The sequence below is a fragment of the Microbacterium sp. Z10_103 genome, from assembly GCF_058310455.1.
This window is the reverse complement of the sequence record NZ_JBZEGK010000001.1, coordinates 3,340,211-3,359,006: the sequence shown is the minus strand read 5'-3', so window position 1 is coordinate 3,359,006 and position 18,796 is coordinate 3,340,211. Positions and strand designations below refer to the sequence as shown.

Here is an 18,796-nt window from a genome sequence, read left to right as displayed (position 1 = left end):
GTGTTACTTCGCTCCATTCCGGAGGCCGACCGAGGGTCCGCCGCCGTCCGCATACTCGCCCACCAGGCGCACGGCGCCGCCGTTCACGCCCTTCGCCCCCTGCTCGAACTCACCGACGGGACGCGCACCGTCGGCCACGACACCCACCTGCCACGTCGCGATGCCCTCCGCTGTCAGCGCCGCGGTCGCCGCATCCGCCGTCTCCGCAGAAACGACGGCGAGGAACCCGATACCGAGGTTCCAGGTACCCTCGGTCGCGGCGAGGGGAACCTCGCCGAGATAGGCGAGCACGCGGAAGACCGGCGGAGGCGACCAGGTCGAGCGGTCGAGCTCCACCCACGTTCCCTCGGGGAGGACGCGCGCGAGGTTGGCGGCGATTCCGCCGCCGGTCACGTGGCTGAGGGCGTGGACGCCCGTGGTGCCGTCGAGAAGCCGCAGGAGCGGCGCGGTGTACAGCCGCGTGGGCTCGAGGAGCACTTCGCCCCACGTCGAGCCGAAGTCGGCGGCGGGGTCGCCGTAGCCGATGCCGCGCCCGGCGACGATGTGCCGGACGAGGGAGTACCCGTTGGCGTGCAGACCGCTGGATGCGAGGGCCAGGACCACGTCGCCGGGGCGGACGCGGTCGGCGCCGAGGAGGTGATCCGCCTCGACCACGCCGGTCGCCGCGCCGGCGACGTCGTAGTCGTTCACGCCGAGGAGTCCCGGGTGTTCGGCGGTCTCACCGCCGACGAGCGCGGTGCCGGTTTCGGAGCATCCACGGGCGATGCCCGACACGATCGCCGCGATGCGCTCGGGCACGACCTTGCCGCACGCGATGTAGTCCGTGAGGTAGAGCGGCTTGGCTCCGACGACGACGATGTCATCGACGACCATGCCCACGAGGTCGATGCCGATGGTGTCGTGCTTGTCGATGGCCTGCGCGATGGCGACCTTCGTGCCCACGCCGTCGGTGCTCGTCGCCAGCAGAGGCTTCGTGTAGGACCGCAGCGCGCTGGCGTCGAACAGTCCGGCGAAGCCACCGACCCCGCCGAGGACCTCGGCTCCCTGGGTGGCGCGGACCGCGGACTTCATGAGCTCGACCGCACGGTCACCGGCTGCCGTGTCGACGCCGGCTGCGGTGTAGGGGTTGTGGGAGGCCACGTGCCCAGCCTACCGGCGCACCCGGGGCGGGCGGCGCTGTCTTCGCGCCCTTCAGCCTCGCGAGAAACGACGTTCCGGATGAAACACCACGCGGCGCGTCGTTTTTCGACCGGAACGTTGTTTCTCGCGCCCGCAAGGGGGGAGGGATGCGGTGGGGGCGGGCTCCTATGATGGGCGGCATGCGGGACGGGAGCGGTCCGGAATGGGTGATCCGCGAGGACGCGGGCCAGCCCGTGCTGCTCGCGCTCTACCTGCGGCAAACCCTGGGCATCCGCTCCCCCGAAGAACTCCCGCACCTGCGTGGCGTCCCCCCGCGGGCGGCTGCCGAGCGTCCCGACGACCTGCAGGCTCTCCTCGAGCGCCAATGGCGCGCGTTCTGGGCCATGACGGTGGAACCGCAGGCGCATCCGTCGCCGGAGCCGCTGGACCTGGTCGACGGATTCGAGACCCTCGTGGCGCTGCCCACCTCGGCCGGCGTGCTGCGCGCCGCCATGCAGCCGTACGCCGAGGCCGCGGTGACGTTCGCACGCGACGCGCATGATCGCTACCGCTCCGACACCTCCGCCAAGCCGGGGGTGTCGTACCGCGCCTACGCGAGCGCCATCGCCGAGCACGAACGACAGGTGGGCCGTCGCGCGCACTCGTTCGAACTCAACGTGCAGGTGCTTCCGCTCGCTCAGCGGGGCGTGTGGTGGATCGGCTCGCTCACGGTCGCGGTGACCGACGGGCTCCGAGGAGATGTCGCGGCCTTCGACGCGGCCATCCATCCGATCATCGCGGAGCTCGCCTGAGGCTCAGTCGGGAAGATGCACCGACTCGTGGTCGACGCGCGCAGGACGGGTGCGACGACCCACCGCGCGGTCGAGGATGAGCGCGACGGCCCCGCCGATCGCGACACCGATCGGCGCGCAGATGAGCGTGACGAATCCGAAGACCTGCATGTTCGAGTACTGGATGCCGGAGTTCGGGCTCGCCTCGGTGGTCCCCTGGAATGCGAGGGTGAGCACCATCGCGGCCACCACGCCGAGCGCGGCACCGAGGAGGAGGAACACACCGTACCGGGGTGAACGGCGGACGCGCACCGTCACGAGCTCGTCCCGGACGGACGGCACGCGCTGCGGATCGGACATGCGCCCATTCTCGCACCCGGGCCTGGACGCGGCCTGCGGAGGAGAATGCCCGGCGCTCCCGGAAGCCGTCAGGGACGCAACGGCAGCAGCGCGGCGAGATTCGCGCGGGTACCGGAGGCGGCGATGCGGCCGGCGTCCGCTGCATCCACCCACGACTCACGACCGAGAGCCAGCGCGATCCAGGTCGCCGGATCGGTCTCGACGACGTTCGGCGGTGTGCCGCGTGTGTGGCGCGGACCCTCGATCACCTGCACGGCGCCGTACGGGGGCACGCGCACCTCGACCGTGTGCCCGGGCGCCTTCTCGGCGAGCAGCTGCAGCAGATACCGAACGGATGTGGCGAGGTCGGTGCGAGCGGGCTTCGCTCCGGCTGCGTCGGCCTCGGCGACGGCAGCCAAGGCGCGGCGTCCCTCGGCGGTGTCGATCTTGCGCGGCATGGTTCCACGCTACGCCGGGGGGCTGCTCCTGCTGCGTGGATAGGCTGGGCCGGTGCGAATCCTCGTCCTCGGCTCCGGTGCCCGCGAGCACGCCCTCATTCTCGCCCTCCGCTCGGAAGACGCCGACCACGCGATCTTCGCCGCACCGGGCAACGCCGGTATCGCCTCCGACGCGCACCTCGTCTCCCTCGACCCGATCGACCCTGTCGCGGTGACGGCGTTCGCCGGTGCCGAGAACATCGACCTCGTGATCGTCGGCCCCGAGGCTCCCCTGGTCGCCGGCGTCGCCGACGCGCTGCGCACACGCGGCATCCCGGTGTTCGGCCCCGGCAAGGCTGCGGCGCGGCTGGAGGGGTCGAAGGCGTTCGCCAAGCGCGTTATGGATGCCGCGGGCGTACCCACGGGCCGGGCCATCCGCGCGCACAACGCCGCCGAGGTCGCCGCCGCCCTGGATGAGCTCGGCGCGCCATACGTCGTGAAAGCCGACGGACTGGCGGCGGGCAAGGGCGTGCTGGTCACCGAAGACCGCGCCGCCGCGGTGGCGCACGCCGAGCAGTACCTGCCCACCGCGCCGGTTCTGGTGGAGGAGTTCCTCTCCGGCCCCGAGGTGTCGCTGTTCTTCCTCAGCGACGGCGACACGGTGCTGCCGCTCAGCCCCGCGCAGGATTACAAGCGCCTCCGCGATGGGGACGACGGACCCAATACCGGTGGCATGGGCGCCTACTCGCCGCTGCCGTGGTTGTCCGCGCGCTTCGGCGGCGAGGAGGAGTTCGTCGACCTCGTCACCCGGGAGATCGCCGAGCCCGTCATCCGCCGGCTGGATGCGGAGGGCACCCCGTTCATCGGACTCCTCTACGCCGGCCTCATCCTGACCGACGCCGGCGTCAAGGTGATCGAGTTCAACGCCCGATTCGGCGACCCCGAGACCCAGGTCGTGCTGCCGCGACTCATCGATCCGTTGTCCGAGCTCCTCCTTGCCGCGGCATCCGGCTCTCTCGAAGGGCACCCGCGTCCCGCGTTCGCCGAGGCCACGGCGGTCACCGTCGTCCTGGCCAGTGAGGGCTACCCCGAAGCCCCCGTGACCGGCCGCACGGTGAGAGGGCTTCACGCCGCCTCCGACGTCGACGGCGTGCACGTCGCCCACGCCGCCACGGCCCTCGAAGGCGATCGGCTCGTCGCCACCGGCGGACGGGTGCTGAGCGTGGTCGCTCTCGGCTCGACGTTCCGCGAGGCCCGGACGCGCGCATATGCCGCCCTGGACCTGATCCACCTGGAGGGCGGCCAGTACCGCACAGACATCGCGGTGCGTGTCGTCGAGCCGTGAGCGCTCACCAGCGCCATCGCCGCCACAGCAGGCACGGACGCGTCGACCCGCGCCTCACGCCCTGACAGGGCGGCATCCCGGTCGGCGGCGGCGCCCCGACGTCCTCGTCCTCCTTCCGGTATCCCGGCGACGTCAGGGAAGCGGCGGGTGCGAAGACGTTGAAGAGCACCTCGCAGTCGCAGAATCCGCCCGCCACCACGAGGCGTCGTTCCAGCGCCGTCGCCCGAGGCGCGCGGGCCTCGCGGTAGGACCGCGCGAAACGCAGAGTGCCGTCGCATCCGAATGCCGCCAGCATCCGGTTGAGGTAGCACGCGAGGCATTCAGCCCCATGCGGACGCAGCCATTCGTCGGAAAGGGAGCGGAGAAAGCCCTCCGCTTGGGCATCGATCGTCGTATCCATGCAGGCAGCATGCCGAGACCGCACGACACCCGCGGCGCCTCGGGAGGAGATGTGCACAAGGGAGGACGAAATCGGCTGAAACAGCCTCCCGTCTGCACAACTCCTCCCGAAATGCACGCCGGGCCGCTACGGTCTCGTCATGGTCGACGGTGAGGCAGGTGCGAGGGGGCGAGCCCTTTTCGATCCCATCATCGAGCGCCACCTGGCCCTTCCCGACGTCGACATGGGACGCATGTTCAGCACCGAGGGCCTGAGGATCCGCGGGAAGGTCTACGCGTTCCTCAGTCACGACGGCGAGCTGATCGTGAAGGTGCCGCGCGACCGCGGGAACGAGCTCGTCACGGACGGCTCGGCGGAGCGCATGGTGATGCGCGGGCGTGAAATGCGGGAGTGGATCACCGCGAGCCCGGACGCGGGAGATGTGGTGTGGAGCCCTCTCGTCGATGAGGCGCACGACTACGTGGATTCGATCACACCCCCGGGATAATGGGGCAGGTGACCCACACCCTCGAACTGCCCGGCTGGCGCCATACGTACTCCGGCAAGGTGCGCGACCTGTACGTTCCGGTCGGCACCCCCGAGGGCACCCGCCCCACGCGCATGCTCGTCGTCGCGAGCGACCGCGTGAGCGCGTTCGATCACGTCCTCTCCCCCGGCATCCCCGGGAAGGGCACGATCCTCACCACCCTGAGCCTCTGGTGGTTCGACCGCCTGGCCACCGGTGACGGCGGCCGCCGCATCCCGAACCATCTGATCCCCGACCACGTGCTCATCGGCGACGCGGCGCTGGAACTGATCCCGGACGAAGTCACCGGGCGGGCGATGGTGGTCGCGGCGCTGGACATGCAGCCGATCGAGTGCGTGGTGCGCGGGTATCTCACCGGCTCGGGATGGGCCGAGTACCGGGAGAGCGGCACGGTAGGCGGCATCCCGCTGCCCGAGGGCCTGAGCGACGGCGACCGCCTGCCCGAGCCGCTCTACACGCCGGCCTACAAGGCGCCCCTCGGCGAGCACGACGAGAACATCTCCTACGCGCGCACCGTCGAACTCGTCGGCGACGACACCGCCGCCGAGTTGCGCGACCTGTCGCTGGAGATCTACCGCCGCGCCGCAGCCATCGCGGAGAAGCGAGGACTGATCCTCGCCGACACGAAGTTCGAGTTCGGCCGCAATGCCGCCGGCACCCTCGTGCTCGCCGACGAGGTGCTCACCCCGGATTCGTCGCGGTACTGGGATGCGGCGGCCTGGCGCGCGGGCACCACCCCTGCCGAGCGGATGGCGAGCTTCGACAAGCAGATCGTGCGCGATTGGCTCGCCGCATCCTGGGATCGCACGGGCGAGCCGCCCGCGCTGCCCGACGACATCGTGGCGCGCACCCAGGCCCGTTACGCCGAGCTTCTCCAGCGCCTCACCGGCGCCTGAACGCTTTCCCTTCCGCGAGCGCACGGCTTCGCGCCGAGCGCACGGCCTTCCCACGCCGGGATCCCGGCCGCTGGGCGAGATCTCGTGCGGTCGACGGGGCGCTACGTAACCACGCCGAAACGCCGCCTGTCGCTACAGTGACGGAGGCGTCAACGAGGAGGAACCCATGCCGGTCTGGAAACTGCACGGAGACGGCCGCACCGTCGAACCCGGAGCGGTCGTACGACCCGACGAGCGATTGAACTGGCCGGCGACGATCGCCGTGGGCGTCCAGCACGTCGTCGCGATGTTCGGCGCGACGTTCCTCGTCCCGGTTCTGACCGGCTTCCCGGTGTCGACGACGCTGTTCTTCTCCGGTGTGGGAACGCTGCTGTTCCTCCTCGTCACGCGCAACAAGCTGCCCAGCTACCTCGGTTCGTCGTTCGCGTTCATCGCCCCGGTGACCGCCGCCACCGCATCCGCCGGTATGGGGTCCGCCCTCGCCGGTATCGTGGCCGTCGGCATCCTGCTCACCATCGTGGGACTCATCGTGCAGTTCGCCGGTCTCGGCTGGATCGACAAGCTCATGCCGCCGGTCGTCGCCGGCGCCATCGTGGCCCTGATCGGCTTCAACCTCGCTCCCGTCGCGTGGGGCAGCTACCAGCAGCAGCCGCTTCCCGCGACCATCACGCTGGCCGCGGTCATCCTCTTCAGCGTGCTGTTCCGCGGCTTCCTCGGCCGCATCTCGATCGTGCTGGGCGTGCTCGTGGGGTATCTCGCCACCGTGCTCCTGCAGGTGACGACCGGTGAGCAGCTCATCGACTTCGGTCCGGTCGCGGATGCCGCGTGGATCGGGTTGCCCGAGTTCCACCTCGCCGACTTCGCCTCCCCCGGCACCTGGAGCGTCATCGCGATGTTCCTTCCCGTCGTGCTCGTGCTCATCGCGGAGAACGTCGGACACGTCCGCGGGGTCGCCACGATGACCGATCCGTCGGTGAACCGCTCCACCGGCCGGGCGTTGATCGCGGATGGGGCGGCCACGACTCTCGCCGGCGTCTTCGGCGGCTCGGGTACGACGACCTACGGGGAGAACATCGGCGTCATGGCCGCGACCCGCGTGTACTCGACGGCGGCGTATTGGGTGGCGGGCACCGCGGCGATCGTCCTCAGCCTGTCGCCGAAGATCGGTGCCGTCTTCAACACCATCCCGCCGGGGGTCCTCGGCGGGGTCACCACCGCCCTCTACGGCCTGATCGGGATCATCGGGATCAAGATCTGGGTCGACAACCGCGTGGACTTCTCCCGCCCGGTCAACCAGTACACCGCGGCAGTGTCGCTCGTGATCGCGATCGCCGGCTTCACCATGGTGTGGGGAGAGTTCGAGCTCGGCGCGATCGTGATCGGCGCGGCGGCGGCCCTCCTCATCTACCACCTCGGAAACTTCGTCGCGCGGGCACGCAAGACGGGGGCGGATGATGGCGGGCCGATCCCGGCCGTGGGACCCCTGGGCGGCGACCCACGCTGACCACCCCGGAAAACGAGGAAATCACGCAGATCGAGGATCGAACGGGCTGAATCGGCCCTCGATCCGCGGCATCTCCTCGATTTCCGCGGGCGCGCCGGCTCAGGCGGAGTCGCGGACGACGAGCTCGACCGGCAGGATCGTCGAGTGCGGCGCATCCCGGCCCGCGAGGAGGTTCAGCAGGACGTCGGCCATGCCGTATCCCTGCTCGCGGGATGGCTGGCGGATCGTCGTCAGCGCAGGAGTCACAGCCGTGGCGACCGGCGAGTCGTCGAACCCGATGAGGGCGAGGTCCTGGGGTACCCGCACGCCGGCTTCGCGCAGCGCATCCAGCGCGCCGCGGGCCATCAGGTCGCTCTCGACGAACAGCGCGTCTGGTGGCGGACCACCGTCCAGGATGCGGCGCATCGCCGCCGCACCGCCCTCTTCGGAGAAGTCCCCGTCCTCGACGGCGACCACCTCGAGCCTTGCCTGCTCGGCGGCTTCCCGGAATCCGTGGAGCCGGTCGATCGCGGAGGCCATCGTGGGCGGACCCGAGATCGCGCCCACCCGCCGATGTCCCCGCGACGCGAGGTACCGACCGGCCTCGCGTCCGCCGCCGACATTGTCGATGTCGACGTAGTGGCCGTCCGGCCCGATGCGTGCCGGACGACCGCCGTACACGACGGGGAGGTCGGCGGCGATCCGATCGACGAAGGTGTCGCTGGTGTGGTGGGAGGCGATGATGACGCCGTCGACGCTTCCGCCGCGGAGATACGTGGTCGCCTTGTCGTCGGGATCATCGCTGGCGATGATGAGGTTCAGCACATACTCCGAGCGTGCGACGCGTTCGTGCACGCCCGCCACCACCGCCGCGAAGAACGGGTCGCCGAAGAAGCGATCGGTGTCTTCCGGAATCACGAAGGCGATGGCGTGGGTCTGCCGACGCGCGAGCGATCGGGCTGCCCGGTTGGGCACGTAGTTGAGCTCGGCGATCGTCCGGCGAACGGCTTCCAGTGCGGCCGGTGAGACTGCTGTCGAGCCGTTGACCACGCGCGACACCGTGGAGCGCGACACTCCCGCGCGCGCGGCGACCTCTTCGATCGTCACCACTTCACGAGCCATGCTGATGCACTCCCCCCTCGCCGAGCGGGGGCGCTATGCGTCGGCGGCGACGTCCAGCGCGCGGCCGGCGATGATGCGACTGTATCGAAGGCCCGAGGCTTTCACCGACCGCTCCTGCGTCTCGTAGTCGACACGGACGATGCCGAACCGCTTCGAGTACCCCCACGCCCACTCGAAGTTGTCCAGGAGCGACCAGTAGAAGAATCCCCGCACGTCCGCGCCGGCATCGATCGCGTCGAGCACCGCGGCGAGGTGCGCCTCCACGAATTCGGTGCGTTCCACGTCGTCGACGCGGACCTCGCCATCCACCATCAGCGGCTCGTCCTCGTAGGCGGCACCGTTCTCGGTGACGACCAGCGCGACCCCCCGCTCCCCGGTGTAGTCCTCGTGCACGCGTCGAAGGAGACGCGTCAGCCCTTCGGGCTGCACTTCCCAGTTCATCGACGTGCGGGGCAGGCCGCGGTCGTGCCAGAAGATGTTCTCCGACGACGGGAACGGCGATTGCGTGTGTCGCGGTGTCGGTGCGTCTCCTCCGCCGGGCGCGTCGGCGGGCGGCCGTCCGCTGACGAGCTCGCCGTGGTAGTAGTTCACGCCCAGGGTGTTGAACGGGGTGGCGATCATCTCCAGGTCGCCCGGTCGTACGGCCGCCTCGAACTGCGCTGCGCCCTCCGCATCCGCCCGCCGGAAATCGTCCAGGATGTCGGCGGGGTAGGCCCCACGGAACAGGGGGTTCAGGAACCAGCGGTTGAACTGCCCGTCGATGCGCCGGGCCGCATCCACGTCGGCGGGATCAGTCGGGTCCACCGGGTCGGCGACGGTGAGGTTCAGCGTGATGCCGAGGTTCAGCGAGGCGTCGCGGGCGCGCAGCTCGCGGATCGCCTGACCGTGACCGAGCAGGAGGTGGTGGGCGGCCAGCATCCCCTCGCCGGCGGAGTAGTGGCCGGGAGCGTGCACGCCGGCGGTGTAGCTGAGGAAGGAGGCGCACCACGGCTCGTTGAGGGTCGCCCAATCCTGGACACGGTCGCCGAGGGCGTCGTGCATGTCGAGGGCGTATTCGGCGAACCGCTCGCTGGTCTCGCGCACGGTCCAGCCGCCGCGGTCCTCCAGCGCCTGCGGCAGGTCCCAGTGGTACAGGGTCAGCCAGGGGCGGATGCCGGCTCCGAGGAGCTCGTCGACGAGCCGGGAGTAGAAGTCCAGACCGGCCTGGTTGAGGGGGCCGCCGTCAGGGCGCACCCGCGCCCACGACGTGGAGAAGCGGTACGTCTGGAGACCGAGCTCCTTCATCAGCGCGACGTCCTGAGGGTAGCGGTGGTAGTGGTCGCACGCCACGTCTCCGTCATCGCCGCCGAGGACCGCACCGGGCACCCGGCAGAACGCATCCCAGATGGATGCGCGGCGACCGTCTTCGAACGCCGCGCCCTCGATCTGGAACGCCGCAGTGGCGGCACCGAACCGGAAGTCCGGCGGGAACGCCCGCGTCGCGGGCTGTTCGGCCAGGGCAGTCGTGCTCATGGAACGGGTGTCCTCTCGTCGGAAATCGCTCACTGCGTCAACCCTTCACAGCCCCGGCCATGATCCCACTGATGAGCTGCTTCCCCGCGATGATGAACAGGATCAGGAGCGGGATGGTGGCCAGGACCGCCCCGGTGAGGACGATCGAGTAGTCGATGTAGAAGCCGGACTGCAGCTGGCTGAGCGCGGTCTGGAGCGTGGGGTTCGACGGGCTCAGGACGATCAGCGGCCAGAGGTAGTCGGTCCACGCCGTCATGAAGGTGAAGAGGCCCAGGATCGCCATCGCCGGGCGTGCAGCCGGCAGCCCCACCGTGAGGAACGTGCGGAACTGGTTCGCGCCATCCATCCGGGCGGCCTCGATGAGCTCATCCGGGATGACGTCGACAAGGTACTGCCGCATGAAGAACACCCCGAACGCCGTGACGAGGGTCGGCACGATGACCGCCCCGATGGTGCCCGTCCAGCCCAGCTCGCGCATGACCATGAAGAGCGGAATGATGCCCAGCTGGGTGGGGATCGCCATGGTGGCGATGACGAACAGCATGAGCCCGTCACGCCCGCGGAAGCGGAGCTTGGCGAACGCGTAGCCGGCGATCGTGGAGAACGACACCACCGAGAGGGTGATGATCGCCGACACCAGCACGGAGTTGCCCAGCGCCAGCCAGAACGGGATCGCATCCAGCACCTTCGCGGCGTTGGCGAGGAAGTTGCCGCCGGGGATGAGGGGGAGCGTCTCGCCGCGCGTCGCGTTGGTGCCCGAGCCGACGACGACCGACCACCACAGCGGGTACGCGCTGCCGACGACGAACGCGGCCAAGAGTCCATAGGTGAGGAATCCGGGGCGGCTGCCGATGCCGGCGGGTCCGGCCTCGCGCGGCTTCCGGGCCCCGAGACGTGCGTGGCGCGGGGGGTCGGGCTCGACAGCATCCACCTGGACCGGGGGAAGGGGTTCGGGGATCGCGATGCTCATGCGTCTTCTCCGATCGAGGCGGTGCGGCGGGCGGCGCGGCGCTCCCGGCGCGAGGGCCGGCCGCCGCCGGCGGCGGCGATGCGACGGGCGATGAGGAAGTTGACGACCCCGAAGAGGACGATGAGGAGGAACAGGAGCCACGCCACCGCCGATGCTTCACCGAGATTGCGCCGGAAGAACGCGAGCTCCCACAGGAACAGCACGGTGGTCTGGAACTGCCGGTCGCTGCCGCCGATGCCACCGGCGGTGGACACGTCGAACAGCCGCGGCTCGGCGAAGATCTGCAGCCCGCCGATCGTCGCGGTGATGATGACGAAGATGAGCGTCGGGCGGATGGTGGGGATGGTGATCGAGAAGAACCGGCGCACCGGCCCTGCCCCGTCGATCGCGGCCGATTCGTAAAGGTCGCGCGGAACCGCCTGCATCGCAGCGAGAAGGATGAGGGCGTTGTACCCCGTCCAGCGGAAGTTCACCATGATGGCGATCGCGAGGTGGCTGAGGAACGTGTCGTGCTTCCACTGCTGGTCGGCGATGCCGATGACGTTGAGCAGGTTGTTGGCCAGCCCATCCGCCTCGTTGAAGATGCTCGAGAAGATGAGGGCCGTGGCCACCGGGGTGACGACGAACGGCAGGAGCACGCTCATCCGCCAGAAGGTGGGCGCGCGCAGACCCCGGTCGAGCAGGTAGGCGACGACCAGGGCGATCGACAGCTGCGGGATGGCTGAGAGCACGAAGATGCTCACGGTGTTGGAGACGGAGTTCCAGAACATCCGGTCGCTGAGGATCTCGGCGAAGTTCGCGAATCCGACGAAATCGCCCTGCCCCTTGAGCAGATCCCACTCGAACAACGAGACGTTGAGCGTGTAGATGAGGGGGAACAGGCCGACCAACCCGAACAGCAGGAAGAACGGCGCGATGTAGACGTAGGGCGAGGCCTTCTGGTCGGCCTTGGACAGTCTCTGCCGGAAGAGGGAACGTCGGGGCGCCGGGCTCGGCGGATCGGCGTGCAGGGTGTCGGGGCGCAGCGCAGTCACGGTCATGGGGAATCCTCTCGAGGAAGCGGGATGCGGGGCCTCCGGGTGATCCGGAGACCCCGCATCCCTGTTCCGCTAGCCGACGAGTTCGTCCAGGAGCTCGAGCGACTGCTCCCACGCGCCCTGGGTGTCGGTCTCACCGCGGTCGAGGGCCGACAGTGCCGGACCGAACACGTTCTCCTGGATGACGGAGTCATCCGGGCCCTTGAACTGAGCGACGACGCCCTTGGCACGCTCGGCGAGGATCGCGCCGGTGGGTGCGTTGTTGAAGAACTCGTTGGGCGTCGCGTCGGAGGCGAGAGCCTCCTGCGCCTCGATGGTGCTGGGGAAGTTGCCCGCCGCGGTGGACTGCTTCACCTGCTGCTCGGGCTGGGTCAGCCAGTCGGCCAGCTCTGCGGCGGCCTCCTTGTGCTGCGACGTCTCGGTGACGGAGAGGAAAGCCCCGCCCCAGTTGGCTGCGCCGCCGGGGAAGACATCGGCGAAGTCCCACCCGCTCGTGGCGTCGCCGCCGCCGGCCTCGGCATTGCCCTGCAGGACGCCGAGCATCCAGCCCGGGCAGACGAAGGTCGCGAACGTGCCGTCGACGAACGACTTGCCGCCGTTCCAGTCCCACGCCGCCTGCGCGGCCGACAGGCCGTCTTCGGTCGCGGCGCCGAGCAGTTCGAAGCGCTCCTGCAGATCGGCGTTGCCCTCGACGTTCAGCTCGCCATCGGTGGTGTAGTACCCCTCGGGCAGCTGGTTGACCATGGCGTTCCAGACGAAGCCGGAGTGGTCGTACCAGGCCTTCCCGGTGGCCTGGTTGTACTGGCGACCCACCTCGAAGTAGTTCGCCCAGTCACCCTCGAGCAGCGTCGCAACCTCGGCGCGATCGGTGGGGAGCCCGGCAGCGGCGAAGGCGGGGCCGTTGTAGCACAGGCCCACCGGGCCGATGTCGGTGCCGTATCCAACGACGCGACCCTCGGGGTCGGTGGCCTGCTCGTACTTCCACTCGACCCAGTCGGACTTGCGGTCTTCGATGCCGTAGTCGCGCAGATCGACGAACTGGTCGGAGACCTCCATGACGGCGCCGAGCCAGCCCTCTTCGATCGCGACGATGTCGGAGAGCCCCGATCCGGCCGCGATCTTGGTGAAGGCGTCCGTGCGGGCGTTGCCGCCGGTGTCGATGTTGGTGGCTTCGATCGTGATGTTCGGGTGCTGCTCCTCGTACTCGTCGTAGAGGTCGTCGTACCCGAAGGTGCCGAAGGTGGTCACGGTGAGGGTGAGGTCCTCATCCGATCCTCCGGCGCTGTCGTTCCCGCCGCCAGCGGCGCAGCCGGCGAGCACGAGAGCGGTGGTGGAAACAGCCGCGGCCGCGAACGCGGCACGGCGTAGAACGCGTGATGACACAGGTCACTCCTTTGTGGTGTGGGTGGTCGGTGCAGCGTGGGAGCGCTCTCACCGGTCGCCGATCACCATATGGGATCGCTCCCACGACGTCAAGGGAGCGCTCCCACGGCGTTCTGGGGAGCGGCGGGCGGCGGGCGGCGGGTGCGGGGGTGGCGGGTGAGGGGCGGCGGGTGCACGGGCGGCGGGTGCGGGGGCGGAGGGTGCGGGGCGGCGGGTGGCGCGCCGGGTCGGCGAGAAACGACAGACCGGGTGAGACACGACGCCGCGCGTGGTTTCTCGTCCGGGATGTCGTTTCTCGCGGGCGCGAGGGGTTTCTCGCGGGACGGGAGGGACGGCGCGCCAGGCCCGTAGGATTGGGGAGCCCGCATCCCGCGATTTCTGGAGCTCGAATGCCCACCATCGTCGTCGACGTCATGCCCAAGGCCGAGTTGCTCGATCCGCAGGGCAAGGCCGTCTCCGGGGCTCTAAGCCGCCTCGGCGTGGAGACCTTCTCCGATGTCCGCATCGGCAAGCGATTCGAGCTCACCGTCGAGGGCGAGGTCGACGAGGATGCGCTGGCGACCGCCCGCCGGATCGCCGACGAGATTCTCTCCAACTCGGTGATCGAGGATGTCGTGAACATCGAGGTCGTGGGATGACGGCCCGGATCGGCGTCATCACCTTCCCGGGATCGCTCGATGACCGCGACGCACAGCGTGCGATCGCGATCGCCGGTGCCGAACCGGTTGCGCTGTGGCACGGCGATCACGACCTGAAGGGCGTGGACGCGCTCGTGCTTCCGGGCGGCTTCAGCTACGGCGATTATCTCCGCGCCGGCGCGATCGCGGCGCGTGCTCCGATCATGTCCGAGGTGAAGGATGCTGCCGCCAAGGGCATGCCCGTGCTGGGTATCTGCAACGGGTTCCAGATGCTCGTGGAAGCTCACCTCCTCCCGGGCGGTCTCATCCGCAACGCCAACCAGCAGTTCATCCGCCGCGACCAGCGCCTGCGCGTCGAGAACGCCTCGACCGCGTGGACGAGCGACTTCGCCGAGGGCGACGAGATCGTCATTCCGCTCAAGAACGCCGACGGCGGGTACATCGCCGACAGCGAGACCCTGAAGCGTGTGCAGGGCGAGGGGCTGGTGACGCTCCGCTACCTCGGCGTGAACCCCAACGGATCGATCGACGACATCGCGGGAATCACGAACGAGCGCGGAAACGTCGTGGGGCTCATGCCGCACCCCGAGCACGCGGTGGAACCGGGGTTCGGCCCCGGCACGCCGGCGGCGATGCGTTCGGGCGTGGACGGGCTCGGATTCTTCTCCTCGGCGCTGTCCGCGGTGGTCGCGGCTGCCGCCTGAGCCCGCACCGGGGCCGGCGCTGTCCGCGGTGGTCTCGGCCGCTTCGTGAGCCCGCACCCGGGCCGGCTCCCCGGGGCCGGCGCTGTCTGCGGTCGTGGCGCCCGGGCATGCGCCCGCACCTGAGCGCACCGCCCCTCGACACCGCGGACCTCGGCGGCGGGTCACGGTACTCGGGGCATCGAGATCAGGAGTTTTGGCGGAGGCAGGCGGTTCTGCGCGCATGACGGCCTGTGTCCGCGAAAACGCCTGATTACAGCACGGCGATCCGGGGACGCCGGGCGGATGGCGGCGGAACTCGGACGATGCCGGGCGGATGGCGGCGGAACTCGGACGATGCCGGACGGTGCCGGATGGTGCCGGCCGGCGGCCAGACCCGGGCGAGCACCGCGATCACGAGTGCGGTGGGCCGGCCGCATCCACACCGGTAGCCGAACACGTCGGCGTGCACCAGACGGGCCCCACGAGCATGCGGGATGCTGCGGCCCGCAGGCCGAGCCCGGCTACGGTGGGACCGTGACCCCTGAAAACACCCTGATCGTCTCCGTGCCCTCGCCAGAGCTGGCGGCCGACCTCGCTCCGCTGCCGAACGGCGTCGACCTCGTCGTGTGGGACCTGGCCTCCCCGGCTCCGCGGGAGCGGTTCGATCTGGTCGTCCCGCCGTACATGGGCCTCGCGAAGATCTTCGAGAGTCTCCGCGGCGTCGAGGTCGGCCTCATCCAGAGCCAGTCCATCGGGTACGAGGGTGTCGAGGAACACCTGCCCGAAGGGCAGCGATTCGCCAACGCATCGACCGTGCACGAGGCCTCGACCGCCGAACTCGCGGTCGGACTGACGCTGGCCGCACAGCGCGGCATCCCCCACTTCGTGCGCGCGCAGGACGAGGGTCGTTGGTCTCCGATCTTCGCCGAGAGCCTCGCCGACCGGCGGGTCACCCTGCTCGGATACGGCGGCGTCGGCAAGGCCATCGCCGCGCGCCTTGCCGGATTCGAGGTGCAGCTGCGTGCCGTGGCGAGCCGTGCACGGAAGGAAGACGGCATCCAGGTCGATGCCATCGATGACCTGGCCGACGTGCTCGCCGAGACCGACATCCTCATCGCGTCGCTTCCCGGCGGGGATGCCACGTCCTCGGTGATCGACGACGCTGCGCTATCGGCGTTGCCGGACGGCGCCCTGGTCGTGAACGTCGGTCGTGGCCCGCTCATCGATACGGACGCCCTCGTGGATCATGTGCGCCGCGGGCGCATCCGTGCGGCGCTGGATGTCACCGACCCCGAGCCGCTTCCCGAGGGACACCCGCTCTGGTCGCTGCCCGGAGTGCTCATCGCACCGCACGTCGGCGGCGCCACCACCGCGATGCGTCCCCGTGTGGCGCGTCTCGTCCGCGAGCAGATCGAGCGTCTCCGCGCGGGCGAGCCGCCCGTGAACGTCGTTCTCGGCGGCTGAGGCGGCGGCATCCGGTTCACCGCCCGCGGTCAGCGGCCGTCTGCGCGTGCGGCGTAGATGTCGGCCACCGACGCGACGTCGTCGACGTAGGTCTCGAGGTTGTTGTAACTGAAGATCGCGCGGCGCCAGCCATCGACGGTCGTCATCTCTCCGGCGGCGCACAGATAGCGCGCGGCCGTCAGAGCCGCGTCATCGATCTGGTCCGGATCGGCGGCGCCGTCGCCGTCCGCGTCCGCACCCCAGCGTTCCCACGTGTCCGGGATGAACTGCAGCGGCCCCACGGCACGGTCCCACTCGGTGTCGTCGTCCCACCGCCCGCCGTCGGTGTCGTCGATGCGAGCGCTCCGGGTTCCATCGAGCGGGATGCCGCGGATCGCGGGCCGCGAGTAGCCGTCGTCTCCGAGCGTGGCGCCGCCGTGGCTCCCGTGACTGGATTCGATCGAGCCGATGCCCGCGAGGGTGTTCCAGCCGATGCCGCAGGCAGGCTGCTCGCGCGCGAGGATGAGCGCCGCCGTGGCGTAGGCCTGCAGTGCGCGCGGCTCGATGCGGGTGGCCTCGGCCACTCGGGTCGTCCACGTCGCGTCGGCACGAGGGGTCGGCTGCGCGGGGTCGACCGCGGGGGCCGACGGGACGTCCGGAGCGTCGATGCGCGGCTCGGCGACCGACGTCACCGCGGTCTGCGCGACGGCAGCGATAAGCCCGCCCGCGACGAGGGCGATCGCGGCAGCGGCCACCACCGGGAGCCACCAGCGCCCTCCCGTTCGCCTTCGTTTCCGCATCCCCGCCCTCCGGCGCACGAGGCTACGTCGGCCGGATGGGCGAACGCCGCGAGCGCGCGCCGGTGTTGCCCGACGCCGCCTGCGTGCCGCAGTCATCCCGCCTCGTCGTGATCGAGCCCGGGCCACAGGTCGCCGCACTCCACAGCCGCCGCGCCGTGGAGTGCGAGGAACGGCCCCGCGCCGATGTCACCGGACAACTCCGCCCGCAACCCCGCCCAGTGCTCCGCGCCGAGGAGCACCGGATGCCCCGGACGCCCGCCGTACGTCGCCCGGACGAGAGCGGAGCGCGGGTCGGGGGATGCGGCGGCGAGGACGCGCGTCACCGCCGGTGCCGGAAGCTCCGGCGTGTCAACGGGCACGACGACCGCGGCATCCGCTCCGGCGGCGGCCGTGGCATCCAGGCCGGCGGCGAGGGAGAACGAGAGGCCGCCGACCCAGTCCGGCGCCACCACCACGCGCGATCCTGCGGGGATCAGCGCGGCGGCCCGGGGGGCCTCAGCCCCCAGCACGACCACGACATCGTCGCATCCGCCCCCGCAGAGCGCGTCGACGGCGCGAACGATCCACGGCACGCCCTCGCGGTCGCGCGCCAAGGCCTTCGGTCCGCCGAAGCGCCGTCCCGCTCCGGCGGCGAGCACGATGCCCGCGATGCGAGGACGGACGGAGGCGGTCACCGCGCCAGCGTATCCGCCGACCCGCGAGCGTAGCCTCTGTGAAACATCGCGGGTCTACCGTGTGGCCATGCTCGAACTGGCCTCCGCCCTGCTGCCGGTGCTGCGCGCCGGCGAGCCGGTCGCGGTCGTCACGGTGACGCGCGTGGCCCGCAGCGCTCCGCGGGGCGAAGGGGCCGCCATGGCCCTCCTTCGCGACGGAACGGTGCTCGGATCGATCTCCGGCGGGTGCGTCGAGGGCGATGCGATCCTCCTGGCGACCCAGGTGCTCGCGACCGGGCGCGCGGTCACGGCAAGCCTCGGGTTCAGCGACGACGCCGCCCACGCGGCGGGTCTCGCCTGCGGGGGCAGTGTCGACGTCATCATCCATCGCATCGACCCGACGGATGCCGTCGCCCTCGCCGCGCTGGAGATCCCGGTGGACCGTCCGGCGCGTGTCGGCATCGTCCTTTCGGGTGCGGCCGCAGGACGCCTCATCCCTGTCGATGCCACCTCGCCGGCAGGAACGCTTCCGGATGCTGAGGAGGCCGATGTTTTCGTGGTGGAACGCCAGCCCCGTCCGCGCCTTGTCATCGTCGGCGCCGGAGAGCACGCGATGGCGCTGGCCCGCGTCGCCTCGGCGGCCGGGTACCTCGTCAGCGTGTGCGATGTGTGGGAGCGCCTGGTGACACGGGAGCGCTTCCCCACCGCCGACCGGCTGTTCGTCGGCTCGCCCCACGAGCACCTCGACGAGCTCGTCGGCCCCGATCCGTCGACCGCGGCGGTGTGCGTGCTGAGCCACGACGAACGGGTCGACGTTCCGATGCTCGCGGCTGCGTTGCGGCGCGGCGTGGGCTTCGTCGGCGCGATGGGGGCGCGCGGCACGGTCGCGCACCGCGCGGAGCTGCTCGCCGGTGACGGCGTCGAGGCGGACGCGATCGCCCGCATCCACGCGCCTCTCGGATTGGACCTCGGTGGGTCGTCCCCGGAGGCGACCGCGCTCTCCGTGCTGGCCGAGATCGTCGCCGCGCGCCACGGGGGGACAGGACGGCCCCTCCGCGAGCTCGCCGGCCCCGTGCACCGCCGCGAGTCGGTCGCGTGCGCCACGCCCGCCCCGGTTGCCTGACCGTCCCCGGCCCGACCCCCCGCGCCGACACCGCGTCGCCCTTCCGACACCGCGTCGCTCTCACCGACACCCGAGTCGCCGGGCGTGCGGGAAACG

General features: G+C 70.6%; 20 protein-coding genes. 9 read left to right on the top strand and 11 right to left on the bottom strand.

The window, feature by feature from the left end; all coding sequences use genetic code 11:
- Nucleotides 1-3: 3 nt before the first annotated feature.
- Nucleotides 4-1,140 (bottom strand): phosphoribosylformylglycinamidine cyclo-ligase, encoded by a 1,137-nt coding sequence (gene purM / locus AC4FS2_RS16310; protein ID WP_491177698.1) that lies wholly within the window; start codon nt 1,138-1,140, stop codon nt 4-6.
- A 179-nt stretch (nt 1,141-1,319) separates the two neighbouring features.
- Between purM and AC4FS2_RS16305 the strand changes: the two genes are divergently transcribed.
- Entirely contained in the window at nt 1,320-1,931 is a 612-nt protein-coding gene (locus tag AC4FS2_RS16305) for a zinc-binding alcohol dehydrogenase (protein ID WP_491155072.1), read from the top strand.
- 3 nt (nt 1,932-1,934) lie between these two features.
- Here the strand turns inward: AC4FS2_RS16305 and AC4FS2_RS16300 are convergent, their stop codons facing one another.
- Together AC4FS2_RS16300 and AC4FS2_RS16295 are read right to left on the bottom strand one after the other, a co-directional pair.
- Complete coding sequence (locus AC4FS2_RS16300; protein ID WP_491155074.1) at nt 1,935-2,270, bottom strand: potassium transporter Trk; 336 nt, start codon at nt 2,268-2,270, stop codon at nt 1,935-1,937.
- 68 nt (nt 2,271-2,338) lie between these two features.
- Nucleotides 2,339-2,707 carry a sterol carrier family protein gene (locus tag AC4FS2_RS16295; RefSeq protein WP_491155076.1) on the bottom strand — a complete coding sequence of 123 codons (369 nt, stop codon included), beginning with the start codon at nt 2,705-2,707 and terminating at the stop codon, nt 2,339-2,341.
- A gap of 52 nt (nt 2,708-2,759) precedes the next feature.
- Here AC4FS2_RS16295 and purD point away from each other — a divergent pair, with 52 nt between their 5' ends.
- Nucleotides 2,760-4,031: a phosphoribosylamine--glycine ligase gene (purD, locus tag AC4FS2_RS16290; RefSeq protein WP_491155077.1), complete on the top strand. Its 1,272-nt coding sequence runs from the start codon at nt 2,760-2,762 to the stop codon at nt 4,029-4,031.
- A gap of 4 nt (nt 4,032-4,035) precedes the next feature.
- Here purD and AC4FS2_RS16285 read toward each other — a convergent pair whose 3' ends face one another.
- Nucleotides 4,036-4,431 (bottom strand): DUF2695 domain-containing protein, encoded by a 396-nt coding sequence (locus AC4FS2_RS16285; RefSeq protein ID WP_491155078.1) that lies wholly within the window; start codon nt 4,429-4,431, stop codon nt 4,036-4,038.
- Nucleotides 4,432-4,570: 139 nt separating this feature from the next.
- Between AC4FS2_RS16285 and AC4FS2_RS16280 the strand changes: the two genes are divergently transcribed.
- From AC4FS2_RS16280 to AC4FS2_RS16270, 3 genes are all read left to right on the top strand, one after another.
- Nucleotides 4,571-4,918 (top strand): hypothetical protein, encoded by a 348-nt coding sequence (locus AC4FS2_RS16280; RefSeq protein ID WP_491155080.1) that lies wholly within the window; start codon nt 4,571-4,573, stop codon nt 4,916-4,918.
- On the top strand, nt 4,918-5,853 hold the full coding sequence (locus AC4FS2_RS16275) for a phosphoribosylaminoimidazolesuccinocarboxamide synthase (protein WP_491155082.1): 936 nt from the start codon (nt 4,918-4,920) through the stop codon (nt 5,851-5,853). The genes AC4FS2_RS16280 and AC4FS2_RS16275 overlap by 1 nt, the downstream gene beginning before the upstream one ends.
- 166 nt (nt 5,854-6,019) lie before the next feature.
- Nucleotides 6,020-7,357, top strand: a complete 1,338-nt coding sequence (locus AC4FS2_RS16270) for a uracil-xanthine permease family protein (RefSeq protein WP_491155084.1) — start codon at nt 6,020-6,022, stop codon at nt 7,355-7,357.
- Between the two features lie 99 nt (nt 7,358-7,456).
- Here AC4FS2_RS16270 and AC4FS2_RS16265 read toward each other — a convergent pair whose 3' ends face one another.
- The 5 genes from AC4FS2_RS16265 to AC4FS2_RS16245 all read right to left on the bottom strand — a co-directional run bounded on the left by AC4FS2_RS16265 (nt 7,457) and on the right by AC4FS2_RS16245 (nt 13,360).
- Nucleotides 7,457-8,458, bottom strand: coding sequence for a LacI family DNA-binding transcriptional regulator (locus AC4FS2_RS16265; RefSeq protein ID WP_491155086.1), 1,002 nt, complete (start codon nt 8,456-8,458; stop codon nt 7,457-7,459).
- A 33-nt stretch (nt 8,459-8,491) separates the two neighbouring features.
- The gene (locus AC4FS2_RS16260) at nt 8,492-9,970 is read right to left on the bottom strand and encodes a GH1 family beta-glucosidase (RefSeq protein WP_491155088.1); all 1,479 of its coding nucleotides are present in this window, start codon (nt 9,968-9,970) and stop codon (nt 8,492-8,494) included.
- Between the two features lie 37 nt (nt 9,971-10,007).
- Nucleotides 10,008-10,940: a carbohydrate ABC transporter permease gene (locus tag AC4FS2_RS16255; RefSeq protein ID WP_491155089.1), complete on the bottom strand. Its 933-nt coding sequence runs from the start codon at nt 10,938-10,940 to the stop codon at nt 10,008-10,010.
- On the bottom strand, nt 10,937-11,980 hold the full coding sequence (locus AC4FS2_RS16250; protein WP_491155091.1) for a carbohydrate ABC transporter permease: 1,044 nt from the start codon (nt 11,978-11,980) through the stop codon (nt 10,937-10,939). Before AC4FS2_RS16250 ends, AC4FS2_RS16255 begins: the two co-directional genes overlap by 4 nt.
- A gap of 69 nt (nt 11,981-12,049) precedes the next feature.
- Complete coding sequence (locus tag AC4FS2_RS16245) at nt 12,050-13,360, bottom strand: ABC transporter substrate-binding protein (RefSeq protein ID WP_491155093.1); 1,311 nt, start codon at nt 13,358-13,360, stop codon at nt 12,050-12,052.
- 389 nt (nt 13,361-13,749) lie between these two features.
- On the opposite strand from AC4FS2_RS16245, the gene purS reads away from it, so the two are divergent.
- The 3 genes from purS (at nt 13,750) to AC4FS2_RS16230 (ending at nt 16,145) form a co-directional block, all read left to right on the top strand.
- Nucleotides 13,750-13,998: a phosphoribosylformylglycinamidine synthase subunit PurS gene (purS, locus tag AC4FS2_RS16240; RefSeq protein ID WP_491155095.1), complete on the top strand. Its 249-nt coding sequence runs from the start codon at nt 13,750-13,752 to the stop codon at nt 13,996-13,998.
- Complete coding sequence (gene purQ, locus AC4FS2_RS16235; protein ID WP_491155097.1) at nt 13,995-14,702, top strand: phosphoribosylformylglycinamidine synthase subunit PurQ; 708 nt, start codon at nt 13,995-13,997, stop codon at nt 14,700-14,702. Before purS ends, purQ begins: the two co-directional genes overlap by 4 nt.
- A 513-nt stretch (nt 14,703-15,215) precedes the next feature.
- Nucleotides 15,216-16,145, top strand: coding sequence for a 2-hydroxyacid dehydrogenase (locus AC4FS2_RS16230; RefSeq protein WP_491155099.1), 930 nt, complete (start codon nt 15,216-15,218; stop codon nt 16,143-16,145).
- A gap of 29 nt (nt 16,146-16,174) precedes the next feature.
- On the opposite strand, the gene AC4FS2_RS16225 is transcribed toward AC4FS2_RS16230, so the two are convergent.
- Both AC4FS2_RS16225 and AC4FS2_RS16220 read right to left on the bottom strand, forming a co-directional pair.
- Entirely contained in the window at nt 16,175-16,879 is a 705-nt protein-coding gene (locus AC4FS2_RS16225; RefSeq protein WP_491155101.1) for a lytic murein transglycosylase, read from the bottom strand.
- Between the two features lie 137 nt (nt 16,880-17,016).
- The gene (locus AC4FS2_RS16220) at nt 17,017-17,598 is read right to left on the bottom strand and encodes a nucleotidyltransferase family protein (RefSeq protein WP_491155103.1); all 582 of its coding nucleotides are present in this window, start codon (nt 17,596-17,598) and stop codon (nt 17,017-17,019) included.
- Nucleotides 17,599-17,665: 67 nt separating this feature from the next.
- On the opposite strand from AC4FS2_RS16220, the gene AC4FS2_RS16215 reads away from it, so the two are divergent.
- The gene (locus tag AC4FS2_RS16215; RefSeq protein ID WP_491155105.1) at nt 17,666-18,700 is read left to right on the top strand and encodes an XdhC family protein; all 1,035 of its coding nucleotides are present in this window, start codon (nt 17,666-17,668) and stop codon (nt 18,698-18,700) included.
- The last annotated feature ends 96 nt before the right edge of the window (nt 18,701-18,796 follow it).

Bases quoted from the DNA above. Each gene is read 5' to 3' on its own strand.
- AC4FS2_RS16275 (WP_491155082.1), top strand. From the start codon at position 4,918: ATGGGGCAGGTGACCCACACCCTCGAACTGCCCGGCTGGCGCCATACG.
- AC4FS2_RS16215 (WP_491155105.1), top strand. From the start codon at position 17,666: ATGCTCGAACTGGCCTCCGCCCTGCTGCCGGTGCTGCGCGCCGGCGAG.
- AC4FS2_RS16265 (WP_491155086.1), bottom strand. From the start codon at position 8,458: ATGGCTCGTGAAGTGGTGACGATCGAAGAGGTCGCCGCGCGCGCGGGA.
- AC4FS2_RS16300 (WP_491155074.1), bottom strand. From the start codon at position 2,270: ATGTCCGATCCGCAGCGCGTGCCGTCCGTCCGGGACGAGCTCGTGACG.
- AC4FS2_RS16260 (WP_491155088.1), bottom strand. From the start codon at position 9,970: ATGAGCACGACTGCCCTGGCCGAACAGCCCGCGACGCGGGCGTTCCCG.
- purS (WP_491155095.1), top strand. From the start codon at position 13,750: ATGCCCACCATCGTCGTCGACGTCATGCCCAAGGCCGAGTTGCTCGAT.
- purQ (WP_491155097.1), top strand. From the start codon at position 13,995: ATGACGGCCCGGATCGGCGTCATCACCTTCCCGGGATCGCTCGATGAC.
- AC4FS2_RS16270 (WP_491155084.1), top strand. From the start codon at position 6,020: ATGCCGGTCTGGAAACTGCACGGAGACGGCCGCACCGTCGAACCCGGA.
- AC4FS2_RS16255 (WP_491155089.1), bottom strand. From the start codon at position 10,940: ATGAGCATCGCGATCCCCGAACCCCTTCCCCCGGTCCAGGTGGATGCT.
- AC4FS2_RS16305 (WP_491155072.1), top strand. From the start codon at position 1,320: ATGCGGGACGGGAGCGGTCCGGAATGGGTGATCCGCGAGGACGCGGGC.
- AC4FS2_RS16285 (WP_491155078.1), bottom strand. From the start codon at position 4,431: ATGGATACGACGATCGATGCCCAAGCGGAGGGCTTTCTCCGCTCCCTT.
- AC4FS2_RS16295 (WP_491155076.1), bottom strand. From the start codon at position 2,707: ATGCCGCGCAAGATCGACACCGCCGAGGGACGCCGCGCCTTGGCTGCC.
- AC4FS2_RS16250 (WP_491155091.1), bottom strand. From the start codon at position 11,980: ATGACCGTGACTGCGCTGCGCCCCGACACCCTGCACGCCGATCCGCCG.
- AC4FS2_RS16280 (WP_491155080.1), top strand. From the start codon at position 4,571: ATGGTCGACGGTGAGGCAGGTGCGAGGGGGCGAGCCCTTTTCGATCCC.